The following is a 15510-nucleotide window of genomic DNA, read 5'->3' as shown; positions in this document are numbered from 1 at the left end:
CAACAGCGCCACCGAGAGCCGCCGACAGATCTCAGCCAAGACAGCAACCGCGTCGGTCAGCACACCGGGTCAGACGACCCCCGATGACGCCGCCCCCATCCTCACTGTCAGCCCCGCAGCACGTTCAGGCCCCGGCAGGAGGGGCAGCGCAGCAGACCGTCGAGGTCCCCGGGGCGGTGGCTCCAGGCCAGCACCGTCCCGCACCGCCCGCACACCAGCGTGTGGTCGAGCGCGTCACCGCGGGGCACGGAGGTCAGCACCCGCCGCCCCGCGGCCTGCTCGACCACCGGGAGCGCGTGGCTGCGGGCGCCGGCGGCGACCTCGGCGTCACCGGCCGCATCGTCCTCGGGCCAGCCCCAGCTGTGGCCGTAGGGCACCCGGCCCTCCGACCGGGCCGCCATCAGCGCCTCGTTGAGTGCATGGGCCGCGACGTCGCGCTGGACCGCGACCGCCGACCGGGGCGCGGTGTCGGGGCGGCCGCTGGGGACCCCGGCGGTGAGGTAGTCGTCGAACTCCCGCAGCGACCACGCGCCACCGAGGGCCAGGTAGTCGATCCACAGTCGCCGGGAGGTCGTGTCGCACGTCGAGCGGGCCTCCGAGGGCGAGAGGCTGCGTGGGGGCACGTCCAGCTCCTGCTCCGGGGTTCGAGACCGCCGAGGTCTTCGACATCCGGAACGCTATCGGCACCCACCGAGTCGCGCAGTGCGAGCGGGGCCGGCCCGGTGGCCGACCCCGCCCGACGTCAGCGCCGGGCCGGGCCCGTGGTCGGGTCGGGCTGCGAGCGGGTGCCTTCGGTGCCGACGACGGCGTGCCCGCCGTCCCCGGCCCAGAAGAAGCGGTGCAGCAGCGCGGCCGCGACCGCGCCGACCAGCGGCACGACCAGGAACAGCCACACCTGCTCCAGCGCGGTACCGCCGGAGAGCAGGGCCACGCCCAGGCTGCGGGCGGGGTTGACCGAGGTCCCGTCGACAGGCACGGCGACCAGGTGCGCGACGACCAGGGCCAGGCCGATCGGCACCCCGGCGACGGCGGCGTTGGAGGTCCGCGCGGTCGCGGCGAGCACGGTCAGCACCAGGAGCGCGGTGAGCACGAACTCCACGATCAGCGCCGCCCCGATGCCGTAGCCGCCCGTGGAGGCCTCGCCCCAGCCGTTGGTGCCCAGGCCGTCGGCGGACAGCGAGAACGTCGGGTCGGCGGACCGGATGCCGTAGACGACGCCGGCGCCGAGCAGGCCGCCCAGCAGCTGGGCGACGACGTAGACGCCGGCGGCAGCGGGCTCGATGCGCCTGGCCACGAGCGCGCCGAGGGTGACGGCGGGGTTGACGTGGCAGCCCGAGACCGGGCCGATGGTGAAGGCGAGCACGAGCAGGGTCAGACCGAAGGCCAACGCGATGCCGACGGTGCCGGTGTCCGGCGCTGCGACGGCGGTGCCGACACCACCGACGACCAGCAGGGCGGTGCCGAGGAACTCGGCGACGCCGCGGACCGGCAGCGCCGGCTGGGCGGCGACGTCGGCGCTCACGCGCCGCGCCGGCCGCTGGCGGCGTCGGTGGCCGCACCGGACGCACCGCGGGCGCCCTTGCGGGCCACCCGGCCGGTGAGGTCACCGGCCTTGGTCAGGCCGCGGGACAGGTTGCTGGGTCCGCGGCGGGACTCCAGCTGACGGCCGGCACCGCGCAGGAGTCGGGAGACGAGGGGGACGGCGACGGTCAGCAGCACCCAGGTGCGCAGACGGGTCGAGAGCAGGGCCCACACGGGGATCGTTCCTCCAGGGAACAGCGGTCAGGGACACCACGGCGACGCCGGGGTGCTGGTGCGGTGCCGGTGCTGGCGGGTCAGTCCGGCCGGTGGACGTCGAACAGCCGGTCCAGGCCGGTGACCCGCAGGGGGCGCAGCACGGCACGGTCGGTGGCCCACAGCGGGAGCCGGGTGCCGCGCTCCTCGGCCAGCTCGGCGAGCAGGGCCAGGCCGGGGCTGCCCAGGAAGGTCACCTCGCGGGCGTCGACGGCGTGCACGTCCAGCGCCGGGGGCCGCTGCGCGGTCCAGGTGCGGCAGAGCCGGGTGTCGACGTCGCCGGTGAGGACGAGGACGCCGTCGTCGACGGTGATGCTGCCGTGCGGCAGGGCGACCGTGAGCACGATCTCGGCTCCGGGGGCCAGCACGGCGGGGTCGGCGGGGGTGGTCACCGCGGGCCCGGTGGTGCCCTCCCCGCGCCCGGGGACGGCGGGGTCCAGCGGGCGCGGGGAGGTCATCGGGGTGCTGTCGTGCCGTGGGCGGGTGGTCAGTCGCCCAGGCCCGCGCGGTCCACCTTGCGGTGGAAGCGCATGCCGGCCAGGCCACCGAGCATCGCACCCACGAGCGCCACACCGGCGACGGCGAGGGCCACGACGACGGCGGTCGTGGTCAGGTCGCCCTCGTTGACGGGGAGCCGCGGGAAGGCGTTGAGCCGACCGAGGACGTCGTACTGGTCACCGGCGACGGCGGCCAGCACGGCCACCACGACGGCGATGACGACGGCCCACACCCAGACGGCGATGCCCTGGCGGAAGCCGTGGAAGCGGGCCATCCGGCCGGCCACGTAGCCACCGCTGTAGTAGCTGAGGAAGAGGATGACCAGCAGCGCGATGCCACCGGCCCAGCCGACGGTGGAGGGGTCGGCGGCGGCCTGGTCGGCGGCCTCGGCGAGGTTCGTGTCGGTGGCCAGGCCGACGGCGGTGCCGGCGCCGGCGACCAGCGCGGTCAGCAGGACCGACATGCCGGTGGCGGTCAGCCAGCCGAAGAAGGCGGAGCCGACCTTGACGCCGCCGGCCCGCTCCTTCTCCACGGCGAGCACGTCGCGGCGGGAGAGGTTCGTGGGGCCGGCCGCGGTGGCGGCGGTGTCGTCGGCGCGGTGCGCCGGCTCGGGTCGGGTGTTCGGGTCGACGCTCATCCGGGGTGCTCTCCTGTGGGGGGCCTGCCCGGCGCGTCGCCGGGTCGAGGGGGGTCGTGCGGTGTCGTGCGGGCTCGTGGGGGGTCCGGTGGTCTCCCGGAGGCCGGACCGGGGAGCCGTCTCTCGGCTCCCCGGTACCGGGGGGTGCGTCCCTCGACCTACTTGAAGACGTCCTTGATGTTCTCGCCGGTCTGCTTGGTGTTGGCGGCGGCCTGGTCCTTCTGGCCCTCGGCCTTGAGCTCGTCGTTGTTCGTGGCGCCGCCGATGGCCTCCTTGGCGTCGCCCAGGAGCTCCTCGGCCTTGTTCTTGATCTTGTCGATGCCGCTCATCGCAGTTCTCCTCGTGTCGGGCACCTGGTCTCGGTGCCTGGCCGGCCGGGGCGGTCGCCCCGGACGTGGTCGGGCGGACGGCCCGAGGTGGTCTCCCCCGTGCACGATCCGGTCCTGCACAACCGGCCCTACGTCGTAAGGCCAGCAGCACTGAGCCTCTTGTAGGCAGGATGGAGTCCCTCCAAACGCGGAAGCGGCACACAGTTGTGGCGACCCCCGGGATGCCCCGCCGCCCGTGCGGTGCCAGGGTCGTCCCACCACCCCTGGACGGACCGAGAGGACGGCTGTGCCCGCACGCACCCCGAGCGGCCCCGACGAGCCGGCGGGTGGGTCCGGCGGCGTCATGGCCGACGGGCTCACGACACCCGACCACCCCGACGACCCCGACCTGCCCGAGAACCGCGGGCTGCGCCCGGCCGAGGAGCCGGTCGGACCGCCGTCACTGGGCGAGCGCGTGCCGTTGGACCGGGAGCGGATCATCGCCGGGGCCATCGCCTACATCGACACCCACGGGCTGCCGATGCTCACCATGCGCCGCCTCGGGGCTGCGCTGGGGGTGGAGGCCATGAGCCTCTACCGCTACGTGCCCGGCCGGGAGGACCTGCTCGACGGGGTCGTCGACGCCGTGGTGGACGAGCTCTTCGCCGACGAGGACGTGCTGCTGGAACCGCAGTTCGGCTGGCAGGACCACCTGCAGCGCCTCGCCCACGGCGTCCGGCGGATCGCCCTGGCGCACCCCGCGCTGTTCCCGCTGGTGGCCACCCGCCCACCGGCCGCACCGTGGGTCCGCCCGCCGCTGCGCAGCCTGAGGTGGGTGGAGTCCCTGCTCCGTGGCCTCCGGGAGAACGGGTTCAGCGCCGTCCAGGCGGTGGTCGCCTACCGGGCGTACACCAGCTTCCTGCTGGGTCACCTGCTGCTCGAGGTCGCCCAGCGCGGCGTGGCGATCAACGCGCTGGACGACCCCGACGGCGCACCGGGTGCCACCGTCGAGGACCTCGAGGAGTTCCCGCTCATCGCCCAGCTGCAGTCCCTGCTGGCCCTCGACGAGACCATCGCGGAGTTCGAGGAGTCCCTGGAGAGCCTGCTGGACCGGCTGCAGACGATGCTGGAGACCGGCGCGCACCACCTGCCGCCGGACCCGGCCCCCTCCCCCGAGGACGAGCTGGGCTGAGCCCGGACGGGCTCAGCCCGCCCGGCGGGCCCGGGCGGCGGCCGCCAGCTCCTCCAGCAGCGCCTCGGTGGTGGGCAGGTCGACGCAGGCGTCGGTGACCGACTGCCCGTAGGCCAGCCGGGTCGGGTCCGCCCGGTCCAGGTCCTGCCGTCCGGCCACCAGGTTGCTCTCCACCATCACCGCGCGGATGCCCTGCTCGCCCCCGGCGACCTGGGCGGCCAGGTCGCGCACGACCTCGATCTGGCGCAGGTGGTCCTTCTGGCTGTTGCCGTGCGAGGCGTCCACGACCAGCACCTCGGGCAGCCCGCGGGCGGCCAGCCGGCGCTTGGTGTCCGCGACGTGCGCGGCGGAGTAGTTCGGTCCCGCCGCGTCACCGCGCAGGATGACGTGCCCGGTGTCGTTGCCGGTGGTGGACAGCTGCGCGGTGACGCCGTGGTGGTCGACGCCCAGGAACTCGTGCGCCGCCCATGCCGAGATGACCGCGGAGACGGCGACGTCGATGCTGCCCTCGGGTGAGTTCTTGAACCCGACGACGGCCGAGAACCCCGACACCCGCTCCCGCGCGGTCTGGTCGGTGACGTTGCGCGCGCCGACGCCGGCGTAGGTGACCAGGCCGTCGACGTACTGCGGGGTCAGCGCGTTCAGCGGCTCCGCGGCCACCGGCACACCCAGCTCGGTGATCGCGGCCATCAGCATCCGGGTGGCCACCAGGCCGACGCTGATCCGGCTGGACCCGTCCAGGAACGGGTCGTAGGCGAAGCCCTTCCAGTCGACCTCGGTGCGCGGCTTCTCGGTGTAGGTCCGCATGACGATCTCGAGGTCGGCGGCGTGCCGCTCGCGCATCCGGGCCAGGAACGCCGCGTACTCCAGCGCCGCGACCGGGTCGTGGATCGAGCACGGCCCGGCGATGACGGCCAGCCGGTCGTCGTCCCCGCGGACGACGTCGGCGACCGCGCGCCGGCCGGCCCGGGTGGTGGCCGCCGAGGCCGCCGTCAGCGGCACGACGGCCGCCACCGCCGCCGGGGTGACGACGACGCTGGCCCCGGTGATCCGGGCGTCGACCAGGTCACCGGGGTCGACGGCCGCACCGGGGTCGACACCGATGGCGGCCTGCACCGCCGGCAGCAGCTCCGCGTGGGCGGCGTCGACCCGGGCGTTGACCCGGGTCTGCACCGCCAGCAGGGCGTCGGCGATGCGGGTGGCCGTGGGCAGGAGCTGGTCGGGGGTCACGCGGGGTGCTTCTCCCTCAGGGCGTCGGTGAGCAGCGAGACCAGGGCCTCGAACTGGACGTCGGCGGAGGAGCCGGTCTCCTCGTCGGAGCCGTCCAGGGCGCGGGCGGCGAGCCCGGCCTTGCTGTCGATGAGCTCGGCGATCCGGGCGTCGATGGTCTGCGCGGCGATGATCCGCCAGGCGGTGACCGGCTCGGTCTGCCCGATCCGGTGGCTGCGGTCGATGGCCTGGGTCTGCTCGGCGTCGGTCCAGGACAGCTCGGCCAGCACGATGTTGGAGGCCACCTGCAGGTTGAGCCCGACGCCGGCGGCGGTGAGCGAGCAGACGGCGACCGCGACGTCGGGGTCCTCGACGAAGGCGTCGATGTTCTTCTGCCGCACGCCGGGGGTCTGGTCGCCGCGGATGGAGGAGTACCGGACGCCGAGGCGGTCGAAGGTCTCCTCGGCGGCGTCCATGACGTCGACGTGCTTGGCGAAGAAGACGACCTTGCCGGCACTGCGGGCCAGCTGGGCGGCGTAGTCGGCGGCCAGGCCGGCCTTGGCCTGCCCGATCCGGCGCATCATCGTGAAGACGTTCTCGCCGGCCTTGGTGCCGCTGGCCTCCTTCTGCTCCGACCGGGCGACCCGGTGGACCAGGGCGGTGTCGATGCCGACGACCTCGTCCACGGAGTCCCGGTTGGCCAGCGCGGTCTCGTAGCGGTGCACCAGCCGGCGGGCCAGCTCCTGCTCGGCCTTGCGGATCGAGCGGCCGGCCGCACCGTCGAGCTCGACGGGCAGGTCGGCGACCCGCCGGGCCGGGATGTCGCTGGCGACGTCGACCTTGCGGCGACGCACGATGCCCAGGTCGACGACGGCCTGCCGGGCGGCGCGGGCGAAGCCGGGGTCGGCGGGGGTGAGCCCGATGTCCTCCAGGGAGTCCATCAGCGCGGCCCGCGGCTGGGCGTCGTCGATCCAGCCCAGGAACTGCCAGATGGCCCGGAAGTCCTCGATGTCGTTGATCAGCGGGGTGCCGGTGAGGGCCATGAAGAGCGCGTCGGCGTGCCGGGTGCGGATCCGATGGGACAGCTCGAGCACGTGCTGGGAGCGCTGAGAGGACTTGTTCTTGATGAAGTGCGCCTCGTCGACGACCATCCCGCGGAACCCGAAGTCCCCCAGCCAGCCGACGTGCCGGTCCAGCACCTCGTAGTTGACGACCACGATGTCGGCGAAGCCGTCGGCGTTCTCGCCGTTGCCGTGGATGACCGTGGCGCGCTTGTGCGGCGTCCAACGGCCGGCCTCGCGGGCCCAGTTGGTCTTCACCACGTTGGGGACGACGACCAGCAGCGGGTAGGCGTCGGCGGCCTGTGCGGCCAGCAGGGCCTGCGCGGTCTTGCCCAGGCCGGGCTCGTCGGCGAGCAGGAAGGTGCGCTGCCCGCCCTGGGCGGCGGCGACCAGCTGGGCCTGGTGGACCATCAGCTCCAGGCCGCCGGGGGCCCGCAGCGAGGAGGGGAACGGCAGCTTCATGCAGGCCGGGGCGCCGCCGCCGGCGCGCTCGAAGGAGGTCAGCAGCGGGCCGATCAGCTCCCAGCCGGCCAGCCGGCGGGGGCGGGCCTGCGCCGGACGCGGGGTGGAGAAGTCCGGTGCCAGGAACGGGTTGGCCAGCTGCCGCGAGACCACCGACTGCGGGACGACGGCCCGCTCGGCGGCGGGGGCGGCGACGACCGGGGCGGCCGGTTCGGGCTCGGCCTCGGTCTCGACGCCGATCTGCTCGAGCATCTCCCGCTTGAGGGTGCGGGTGGCCGAGGAGACCGGGGCGTCGTCGGCGAGCAGGGCCAGCAGCCCGGAGTCGCGGACGGCGGTCTTGGCCAGGATGGTGGCGACGCCGTCGAGCCGCTTGAGCTGCTCGGCGCGGTGCGCCTCGGTGGTCTGGGCGACCTTGACCCGGGCGTGCTCCTCGCGCATGAGCAGCGCGACGACCTGGAACTTGGTGCGGACGGCCGGGGTCACCCGGCCGCGTTGCACGGCGGCCTCGATCTCCCGGACGGACCGGGCGAGGCCGGCGAGAACGTCGCCGTCCTTGACGCCGGTGCCCCGGCGCTGGTCGCGCGGTGCACCCCGTCGACCCGTGTGGCGCTGAGCTGGTCGAGCCACGTACTCCCCTTCGGTCCTGCCCGGCACGGTCACCGCGGCAGCCTGCACACCCGCTCTCCCACGCCCGGGCGCCGTCGGCCGGGTGGGCCGTGCCGGTCGACCGGCGTGCGGCCCGGCCGTCAGGCACTCGGGCGACCCGCGGTCCCGCGGTCGCCCTCGACGTGGGCTGCCCCGTGGTGGGCACGTCCAGGCGGACGGCGCGTGCTCCAGCGGGGGGACGTGATCAGCCTAGGCCCTCGTCACCGGGTGCGGACCCGGGAGTCCCCGGTGTCGTCGTGCACAACGTCCCGGGTGGGGCCGGTATGCCCGCTCCTCGTTGCCGGATCGGCACGTCCGCGTGACCGGGGCCGGGGCCGGCGGTCAGGCTGCCGGCCATGACCGACATCGACTGGGACGAGCGCTACGCCGCCTCCGAGCGCATCTGGAGCGGGCAGCCCAACGGCGCCCTCGTCGCCGAGACCGCGACGCTGACCCCGGGGACGGTGCTGGACGTCGGCTGCGGCGAGGGCGCCGACGCCGTCTGGCTGGCCGCGCGGGGCTGGGCCGTCACCGCCCTCGACGTCTCCCGGGTGGCCCTGGACCGGGCCGCCGGGCACGCCCGGGACGCCGGCGCCGACGTCACCTGGGTGCAGGCCGGGCTGACCGACGCCGAGCTGCCCGCCGACGGGTTCACCCTGGTGTCCGCCATGTACCCGGCGCTGCGCCGCACCCCGGACGACGTCGCCGAGCGGGCGCTGCTGGCCGCCGTCGCCCCCGGCGGCACGCTGCTGCTGGTGCACCACGCCGACGTGGACACCGACGCCGCCCGCGAGGCCGGCTTCGACCCGGCCGACTGGGTGTCCCCCGCCGACGTCGCCCGGCTGCTCGACGAGGCCTGGGTGGTCGAGGTGGACGAGCGCCGCGAGCGCCACGTCACCGGGGGCGCCGGGGCGCACCACACCGCCGACGTCGTCCTCCGCGCCCGCCGCCGCTGACGCCCTCCCCCCGCGTGGTCATCGAGGCGGGAGGCGGGCGGCCAGCAGCTGCGCGAGGTGCTGGCCGGGTGACCCGGTCAGCTGCTCGAGCTGGGTGCGGCAGCTGAAGCCGTCGGCGAGCACCGTCGCCCCCTCCCCCGCTGCCCGGACGGCGGGCAGCAGGGCGGTCTCGGCCACCGCGACGCTGACGGCGTGGTGCCCGGCCTCGGCGCCGAAGTTGCCGGCCAGCCCGCAGCAGCCCCCGACGGCGTCGACCTGCGCGCCGGCCCGGGCCAGCAGCGCCCGGTCGGCGTCCCAGCCCAGGACGGCGTGCTGGTGGCAGTGCGGCTGGGCCACGCCGTGCACGTCGGTGAGGTCGGGCGGCGTCCAGTCCGGCCGGGTGGCCAGCAGCTCGGCCAGGGTGTGCGTGGCGGCGGCGACGCGGGCCGCGGCCGGCTCGTCCGGCAGCAGCTCGACGGCGTCCCCGCGCAGCACCGCGGCACACGAGGGCTCCAGCACGAGCACCGGCAGCCCCCTGTCCAGGGCCCGCACCGTCTGCCGCAGCCGGGTGCGGGCGGTGTCCAGCTGACCGGTGGAGATCCAGGTCAGCCCGCAGCAGGTGGGCGCGGGCAGCTCCACCCGGAACCCGGCGTCCTCGACGACCGCGACGGCCGCGCGGCCCACCGCGGGGGTGAAGCCCTCGGTGAACGTGTCCACGAGGAGCAGCACGGGGTCGCCGTCGGTGCGCACCGGGCGGTCGGCGAACCAGGCGCGGAAGGTCTGCTCGGCGAAACGCGGCAGGTCGCGGTCGGGGTCGATGCCGCCGGCGGCGCGGGCCAGCGCGGCTCCCCCGGTGCTCCCCAGCAGGGTGTTCACCAGCCGGGGTGCACGGGCGGCCAGCCGCGCGGTGACCGGCAGCCAGCCCAGCGACCAGTGCGTGCGGGGCCGCCACCAGCGGCGGTAGCGGGCGTGCAGCACCTCCGCCTTGTAGGTGGCCATGTCGACCCCGGCCGGGCAGTCGACGGCGCAGCCCTTGCAGGACAGGCACAGGTCGAGGGACTCGAGCACCTCCGGGCTGCCCAGGCCGCCGACCAGGGTGCCGTTGGCGGCCTCCTGGAGCACCCGGGCCCGGCCGCGGGTGGAGTCCTTCTCATCGCCCGTGGCCAGGAACGAGGGGCACATGACGGCGCCGGTGGCGGTCGCGTCGGCCCGGCAGCGGCCCACCCCGACGCAGCGGTGCGCAGCCACCGACAGGTCGCCGTCGTCGTGCGGGAGCGCGAAGGCCCGCGAGGGCAGCGGCCGGGCGTGCGGCACCCGCAGGGTGGCGTCCAGCGGCTCGGGGTCCACGAGCACCCCGGGGTTGAGCAGCCCGCCCGGGTCGAAGGCGTGCTTGACCGCGGCGAACGCGGCGATCAGCTCGGGTGGGTACATCCGCGGCAGCAGCTCGCTGCGGGCGCGGCCGTCGCCGTGCTCCCCGGACACCGAGCCCCCGAAGCCGGCGACGAGGTCGGCGGCGGCGGTGACGAACTCCCGGTACACCTGCGGCCGGTCGGCCAGCGGGAAGTCGATGCGGGCGTGCACGCACCCGTCCCCGAAGTGGCCGTAGACCAGCGAGTCCAGCCCGTGGTCGTCCAGCAGCGCCCGGAAGCCGCGCAGGTAGGCGCCCAGGTGCTCGGGCGGGACGGCGGCGTCCTCCCAGCCCGGCCAGGCCGGGGCGCCCGCGGGGGTGCGCCCACCCAGCCCGGCGCCGTCCTCCCGGATCCGCCACAGCCGCAGCGCATCGGCGCCGCCCACGACCAGGGAGTCCCGCGCGCCGGCGTCGGCGACCAACCGGGTGGCGGCGTCGGCCGCGGCGGCCGGTGAGTCACCGGCGACCTCGACGAACAGCCAGCCCTCGCCGCGGGGCAGGTGCGGGACGGCGACGTCCCCCCGCCGGCGGCGGACGACGTCGACCAGCCGGGCGTCCATGCCCTCGACCGCGCGCGGGGCGTGATGCAGCAGCCCGGGGACGGCGTCCGCGGCGGCCGGCATGTCCGGGTACCCCAGGACGACGAGCGCGGTCGCGGCCGGTACCCGGGCCAGCGACACGGTGGCCTCCAGGAGCACGGCCAGGGTGCCCTCGGACCCGGCCAGGAAGCGGCCCACGTGCGCACCGTTCTCGGGCAGCAGGTGCTCCAGCGAGTACCCCGACACCTGCCGGCGGAAGCGCCCCGAGCCGGTGCGGACAGCCGCGAGGTTGGCGTCGACGACCGGCCACAGCGGGACGGTCCCGGCCGACCGGGGGCCGGCGGTGAAGCGCTGCCCGGCGGCGGTCACGACGTCCAGGGAGACGACGGTGTCCGCGGCCCGTCCGGCGCTCATCGCGTGCGCGCCGCACGCGTTGTTGCCGATCGTGCCGCCGATGGTGGCCCGGGAGTGCGTGGAGGGGTCCGGGCCGTAGGTCAGCCCGTGCGGGGCACCGGCGTCGGTGATCCGGTCCAGCACGACGCCGGGCTCCACGATCGCCGTCCCCGCGTCGGGGTCCAGGGCGAGGATGCGGGTCAGGTGCCGCGAGGTGTCCAGGACCAGGCCCGGGCCGATCGCGTTGCCGGCGATGGAGGTGCCGCCGCCGCGCACGGTCAGCGGCGTGCCGGTCTCCCGGCAGACGGCGAGGGCGGCCAGCACCTCGTCGGCGTCCCGCGGGTAGGCGACCGCCGTGGGGACGACGCGGTGGTTGGAGGCGTCCGAGCTGTACTCCGCGCGGCGGCGGGTGTCGTCGTCCACCTCGGTCAGCCCGGCGGCCCGGAGCGCTGCGGCCAGCGGCGTCGTCACGGGTCCGACTGTCCCAGGGTGCGGGTCAGCGGCCGGCGCGGCGCCGGTAGCGCTCGGCGCGCTGGGCCGCGGCGGCCCGTTTGCGCGCGGACTCCCGCTGCTGCCTGGCGACCCCGGCGCGATCCCGGATGCCGACGGCGGTGCCGGGCCGGTAGCCGGCCTTGACCACCCGGTGCTCGGTCGTCTCGGGCATGTAGGCCAGCGAGAAGATCAGCCCCAGGAACACCCCGGCGCCGACGACGGCCAGCCGCAGCGCCCAACCGGTGGGCAGCAGGGTCAGGATCAGCACGCTGGGCACGGCCATCTGCACCAGGCTGCGGGCCACGTGCCGGACGCCCCAGGTGTCGGTGGTCGTGTCGTACAGCACCCAGGCCCGGTGCCGGGCCGGGAGCCCGCCGCCCAGGGCGTACCAGAGCCAGCGGTGCACGGGCGGCCGGACGACGCGCTCCGTGCCTCCGTCGGTGCTCACGACCTCATGGTCCCTCGTGCCGGAAGAGGGCACCCAACCCGGTCAGCTGCAGCGGCCGCCAGACCGTCCGCGGGTGCGCCCGCAGCCGGATCGGGGCGGGCGCGGCCTGGGCGAGCCGGGCCAGCAGCACCAGCCCGGCGCTGCCCAGGTGGGTGACCCCGGTGGCGTCGACGGTCTCCACGACCGGGGTGCCCGGCTGCCCGGTCGACCAGTGCTCGAACAGCCGGGAGTCGATGTCCCCGACCATCACCAGGTGGGTGCCGTCGAGGGTGACCCGCCCGGCGTCGGGGTGGTCGGCGAAGACCGTGACCGGTTCGCGGGCAGTGGGGCGTGGGGGCTCGTGGGAGGTGGGCACGGCACCGTCCTGGGACGCGGAGGGGAGCTGCTCGCTGGGCTCGGGCGCTGACTACCCACCTGGGCCCGCCCGGACACCCCTGCCGGGGTGACCCGGCCCTGCCAGGATGAGGCGGTGATCACCGACGACCGGGCCGACCGGTCCTGGAACCCTGCCGCCGACCGCTACGCGACCACCGCCTACCGCCGGGCCGGGCGCAGCGGGCTGCTGCTGCCGCCGATCTCGCTGGGGCTGTGGCAGAACTTCGGTGCCGACCGGCCGCTGGAAACCCCGCGGGCGATCCTGCGCCGGGCCTTCGACCTCGGCGTCACCCACATCGACCTGGCCAACAACTACGGCCCGCCCTACGGCTCCGCGGAGACCACCTTCGGGCAGGTGCTCAGCAGTGACCTCCGCCCGTACCGCGACGAGCTGCTGGTCTCGACCAAGGCCGGCTACGACATGTGGCCCGGCCCCTACGGCGACGGCGGCTCCCGCAAGTACCTGGTCGCCAGCCTGGACCAGTCGCTGCGCCGTACCGGCCTGGAGTACGTCGACGTCTTCTACTCCCACCGCCGGGACGTCGACACCCCGCTCGAGGAGACGATGGGCGCCCTGGACGCGATCGTCCGCAGCGGCAAGGCCCTCTACGTGGGCATCTCGAACCACTCCCCGGAGGACACCGCCCGCGCCGCCGAGCTGCTGGCCGACCTCGGCACCCCGCTGACGCTGCACCAGCCCCGGTACTCGGTGTTCGACCGGGTCCCCGAGGGCGGCGTGCTGGACGCCGCCGCGGCCGCGGGCGCCGGCGTCGCGGTGTTCTCCCCGCTGGCCCAGGGCCGGTTGACCGACCGGTACCTGAACGGGGTGCCCGAGGGCTCCCGGGCCACCCGCAGCGCCTACCTGTCCACCGACGACGTCACCGAGGACCTGGTCACCAGGGCGCGGGCGCTCGACGAGGTCGCGAAGGGACGCGGCCAGTCGCTGGCCCAGCTCGCGCTGCGCTGGGTGCTGCGCGACGAACGGGTCACCACGGCGATCATCGGTGCCAGCTCGGTGGCCCAGCTGGAGTCCAACCTGCAGGCGCTGGCCGGCCCGGACCTGACCGCCGACGAGCTGGCTGCGATCGAGCCGCACGCAGCCGCCCCCGGTCAGGCCCTCTGACCCCGGCGGGTCACGACGGCGGCGGCGCCGTGGAGCCCCGGTCCAGCAGCTCGGTCGTCGAGGTGTCGAACCGGGGCAGCTCCAACGGCCCGCCGCCGACGGCGGACACCAGCGCGGCGGCGACGCCACGCATCCGGGTGGCCAGGTCGACCCGCACGGTGCTCAGCGCCGGCGTGGTCAGCAGGCCGGGCGGGTGGTCGAAGGCGCCCAGCACCGACAGCGTGCCGGGCACCGGCACGCCCAGGTCGCGGGCGGCGTGCAGCAGGGCGGCCCCCACCGCGTCGTCGTAGGCGGCCACGGCGGTGACCCGGGGGTGGGTCGACCGCAGGTCGGCCAGGGCGGCCGTCGCCCCGGCGAGGTCGCCGGGCACCTCGGCGACGACCGGCGCCGGGCAGCCGGCGGCCGCCAGCGCCCCGGTCAGCCCGGCCAGCCGACCGTCGGAGAGCAGCCGCAGGCCGTGTTCGGGCGACCAGGCCACCGCGACGTCGCGGTGCCCGAGGGCCAGCAGGTGGTCACCCTGGGCCTGGCCGATGGTCCGGTCCCCGCTGCCCTCCCGGGAACGCCCCGGTGCGGGACCGCTCAGGGCCACCGCCACCCGGATGCCGGCCGACCGCATCTCCTCCACGTCGGACTCGGCGATCTCGCCCAGGGCGAAGACGGCGGCCGGGGTCAACGCGCTCCACACCGCGGACAGCGGCAGCGACCGCGGTCCCACCGTGTGCACGACCAGCAGCATCCCAGCCTCGGCCAGCGCCACCCCGACCTCGTCGAGCGCCTCCTGGTAGACGGGGCTGTGCGGCAGCTCGGGGAGCAGGCCCAGCACCACGTCGGAGCGGCCGGTGCGCAGCACCCGGGCGGCCGGGCTCGGGCGGTACCGCAGCTGGGCGGCGGCGGCGAGCACCCGCTGCCGGGTGCTCTCGGGGATCGACTGGTTGGGTGCCCGGTTCAGCACGTAGCTGACCGTCGCCCGGGACACCCCGGCCACCCGGGCCACGTCCGCGCCGGTGGTCCGGCGCGCCGACGTCCCCGCAGGTGGCGGGCCGGTCTGGTCCTCGGGTCCCCCGCGTCCGTGCACTGCCCGACTCTGTCACCTGGGTGCCCGGACCGCCGGGTACGGGCGGGTCAGACCCGGCGGGTCGCACGCACCACGACGTCCCACAGCTCCCGCGGGTGACCACCCGGTCCGGTCGTCGTGCGCCGCTCCTCCACCGCGGTGACGACGTCCCAGCGTGCCGGGTCCAGGACGCCGGCGGTGCTGGCCGCGGTCACCGACGCCCGAGCGGGCGGGCCGTCGTCCTCGCGGCCGTGCGCGTGCCCGTGGCCCGGCCCGTGCCCGTGCCCGGGTCTCTGCCCGTGCCCGCCGCCGTCGAGGTGGCCGACGACCAGCAGGGTCCCGCCGGGGGCGACCCAGTCCGCGATCCGCCGGTAGAAGTCCAGCTGGGGCATCGCTGGGTGGGCGTAGTGCGTCGTCACCAGGTCGAAGGTGCGCCCCGGCGTCCAGGTGGCCAGGTCCCCCTGCACCCACTCGACGTCGGCCGTGCGCCTGGCCGCCCGGGCCAGCGCCACGGCGGAGACGTCCGCCGCGGTCACCCGCCAGCCCCGGGAGGCCAGCCACACGGCCTCGGCGCCCTCACCGCACCCGGCCTCCAGCGCGGTGCCCGGGACGAGCGCCGCGGTCTCGGCGACCAGGCTCGGGTGCGGCGGCGCGGTCACGTCACCGGCGCGCTGCCAGTGGTCCTCCCAGTAGGCGGCGTCGAACTCGTGGTCCATCGGGGCTCCCGGTGCTCGTCCCGGCCGCGGGGTCACGACCGGCGGCCACGGTCCCCCGCAGCCGCCGGCGCCGTCCACGCACGTTGCCGGAACGGCACGGTCGCCCGACCGACCCGGCTCAGCCGAGGATGGCGCGGGTGACCGCGACCTGTTCGGTGAGGACGCCGCCGATGACGGCCTGGGTCTCGTTGATGGTGTCGATGACGGTGCTGATGGCGGCG

16 protein-coding genes are annotated in these 15510 nt (G+C 75.9%); 3 read left to right on the top strand and 13 right to left on the bottom strand.

Going from position 1 to position 15510, the window contains the following annotated elements:
- Positions 1–107: 107 nt before the first annotated feature.
- The 6 genes from ASG41_RS12365 to ASG41_RS23110 form a co-directional block, all read right to left on the bottom strand.
- Positions 108–623, bottom strand: a complete 516-nt coding sequence (locus ASG41_RS12365) for a hypothetical protein (protein ID WP_056295036.1) — start codon at positions 621–623, stop codon at positions 108–110.
- A 119-nt stretch (positions 624–742) separates the two neighbouring features.
- Positions 743–1522, bottom strand: a complete 780-nt coding sequence (locus ASG41_RS12360) for an aquaporin (protein WP_082556885.1) — start codon at positions 1520–1522, stop codon at positions 743–745.
- The gene (locus ASG41_RS12355) at positions 1519–1755 is read right to left on the bottom strand and encodes a hypothetical protein (protein ID WP_056295032.1); all 237 of its coding nucleotides are present in this window, start codon (positions 1753–1755) and stop codon (positions 1519–1521) included. Before ASG41_RS12355 ends, ASG41_RS12360 begins: the two co-directional genes overlap by 4 nt.
- 80 nt (positions 1756–1835) lie before the next feature.
- Positions 1836–2252 carry an STAS domain-containing protein gene (locus ASG41_RS12350; protein ID WP_056295030.1) on the bottom strand — a complete coding sequence of 139 codons (417 nt, stop codon included), beginning with the start codon at positions 2250–2252 and terminating at the stop codon, positions 1836–1838.
- A gap of 29 nt (positions 2253–2281) precedes the next feature.
- Complete coding sequence (locus ASG41_RS12345; protein WP_056295027.1) at positions 2282–2929, bottom strand: hypothetical protein; 648 nt, start codon at positions 2927–2929, stop codon at positions 2282–2284.
- Between the two features lie 158 nt (positions 2930–3087).
- A complete protein-coding gene (locus tag ASG41_RS23110; RefSeq protein ID WP_082556884.1) occupies positions 3088–3258 on the bottom strand; it encodes a CsbD family protein in 171 nt (56 codons plus the stop codon).
- A 286-nt stretch (positions 3259–3544) separates the two neighbouring features.
- On the opposite strand from ASG41_RS23110, the gene ASG41_RS12340 reads away from it, so the two are divergent.
- A complete protein-coding gene (locus tag ASG41_RS12340; RefSeq protein ID WP_235564762.1) occupies positions 3545–4429 on the top strand; it encodes a TetR/AcrR family transcriptional regulator in 885 nt (294 codons plus the stop codon).
- A 12-nt stretch (positions 4430–4441) separates the two neighbouring features.
- On the opposite strand, the gene ASG41_RS12335 is transcribed toward ASG41_RS12340, so the two are convergent.
- Both ASG41_RS12335 and ASG41_RS12330 read right to left on the bottom strand, forming a co-directional pair.
- Positions 4442–5659: a 3-deoxy-7-phosphoheptulonate synthase gene (locus ASG41_RS12335; protein ID WP_082556883.1), complete on the bottom strand. Its 1218-nt coding sequence runs from the start codon at positions 5657–5659 to the stop codon at positions 4442–4444.
- Positions 5656–7788 (bottom strand): DEAD/DEAH box helicase, encoded by a 2133-nt coding sequence (locus ASG41_RS12330; protein WP_056295024.1) that lies wholly within the window; start codon positions 7786–7788, stop codon positions 5656–5658. The genes ASG41_RS12335 and ASG41_RS12330 overlap by 4 nt, the downstream gene beginning before the upstream one ends.
- Before the next feature lie 374 nt (positions 7789–8162).
- On the opposite strand from ASG41_RS12330, the gene ASG41_RS12325 reads away from it, so the two are divergent.
- Positions 8163–8762, top strand: a complete 600-nt coding sequence (locus ASG41_RS12325; RefSeq protein WP_082556882.1) for a bifunctional 2-polyprenyl-6-hydroxyphenol methylase/3-demethylubiquinol 3-O-methyltransferase UbiG — start codon at positions 8163–8165, stop codon at positions 8760–8762.
- Positions 8763–8780: 18 nt separating this feature from the next.
- Here the strand turns inward: ASG41_RS12325 and ASG41_RS12320 are convergent, their stop codons facing one another.
- Genes ASG41_RS12320 through ASG41_RS12310 form a run of 3 tightly spaced genes read right to left on the bottom strand, consistent with a single transcriptional unit; the run spans position 8781 to position 12376 of the window.
- The gene (locus ASG41_RS12320) at positions 8781–11552 is read right to left on the bottom strand and encodes an FAD-binding and (Fe-S)-binding domain-containing protein (RefSeq protein ID WP_056295021.1); all 2772 of its coding nucleotides are present in this window, start codon (positions 11550–11552) and stop codon (positions 8781–8783) included.
- Between the two features lie 25 nt (positions 11553–11577).
- Positions 11578–12021: a DUF5313 family protein gene (locus ASG41_RS12315; protein WP_056295017.1), complete on the bottom strand. Its 444-nt coding sequence runs from the start codon at positions 12019–12021 to the stop codon at positions 11578–11580.
- 4 nt (positions 12022–12025) lie between these two features.
- Positions 12026–12376, bottom strand: a complete 351-nt coding sequence (locus ASG41_RS12310; protein ID WP_056295015.1) for an STAS domain-containing protein — start codon at positions 12374–12376, stop codon at positions 12026–12028.
- A 114-nt stretch (positions 12377–12490) separates the two neighbouring features.
- On the opposite strand from ASG41_RS12310, the gene ASG41_RS12305 reads away from it, so the two are divergent.
- On the top strand, positions 12491–13519 hold the full coding sequence (locus ASG41_RS12305; RefSeq protein WP_082556881.1) for an aldo/keto reductase: 1029 nt from the start codon (positions 12491–12493) through the stop codon (positions 13517–13519).
- A 10-nt stretch (positions 13520–13529) separates the two neighbouring features.
- Here ASG41_RS12305 and ASG41_RS12300 read toward each other — a convergent pair whose 3' ends face one another.
- Complete coding sequence (locus ASG41_RS12300) at positions 13530–14594, bottom strand: LacI family DNA-binding transcriptional regulator (protein ID WP_082556880.1); 1065 nt, start codon at positions 14592–14594, stop codon at positions 13530–13532.
- Positions 14595–14641: 47 nt separating this feature from the next.
- Positions 14642–15289 (bottom strand): trans-aconitate 2-methyltransferase, encoded by a 648-nt coding sequence (locus ASG41_RS12295; protein ID WP_056295007.1) that lies wholly within the window; start codon positions 15287–15289, stop codon positions 14642–14644.
- Positions 15290–15510 lie beyond the last annotated feature (221 nt).

This window comes from Modestobacter sp. Leaf380 (assembly GCF_001424485.1).
Classification (GTDB): Bacteria; Actinomycetota; Actinomycetes; order Mycobacteriales; family Geodermatophilaceae; genus Klenkia.
Note: the sequence above shows the minus strand (reverse complement) of the source record. Positions and strands in the feature narration are given on the sequence as shown.

Excerpts from the sequence above, each read along its gene's own strand:
- ASG41_RS12345 (WP_056295027.1), bottom strand. The coding sequence starts at position 2,929 with ATGAGCGTCGACCCGAACACCCGACCCGAGCCGGCGCACCGCGCCGAC.
- ASG41_RS12325 (WP_082556882.1), top strand. The coding sequence starts at position 8,163 with ATGACCGACATCGACTGGGACGAGCGCTACGCCGCCTCCGAGCGCATC.
- ASG41_RS12295 (WP_056295007.1), bottom strand. The coding sequence starts at position 15,289 with ATGGACCACGAGTTCGACGCCGCCTACTGGGAGGACCACTGGCAGCGC.
- ASG41_RS23110 (WP_082556884.1), bottom strand. The coding sequence starts at position 3,258 with ATGAGCGGCATCGACAAGATCAAGAACAAGGCCGAGGAGCTCCTGGGC.
- ASG41_RS12350 (WP_056295030.1), bottom strand. The coding sequence starts at position 2,252 with ATGACCTCCCCGCGCCCGCTGGACCCCGCCGTCCCCGGGCGCGGGGAG.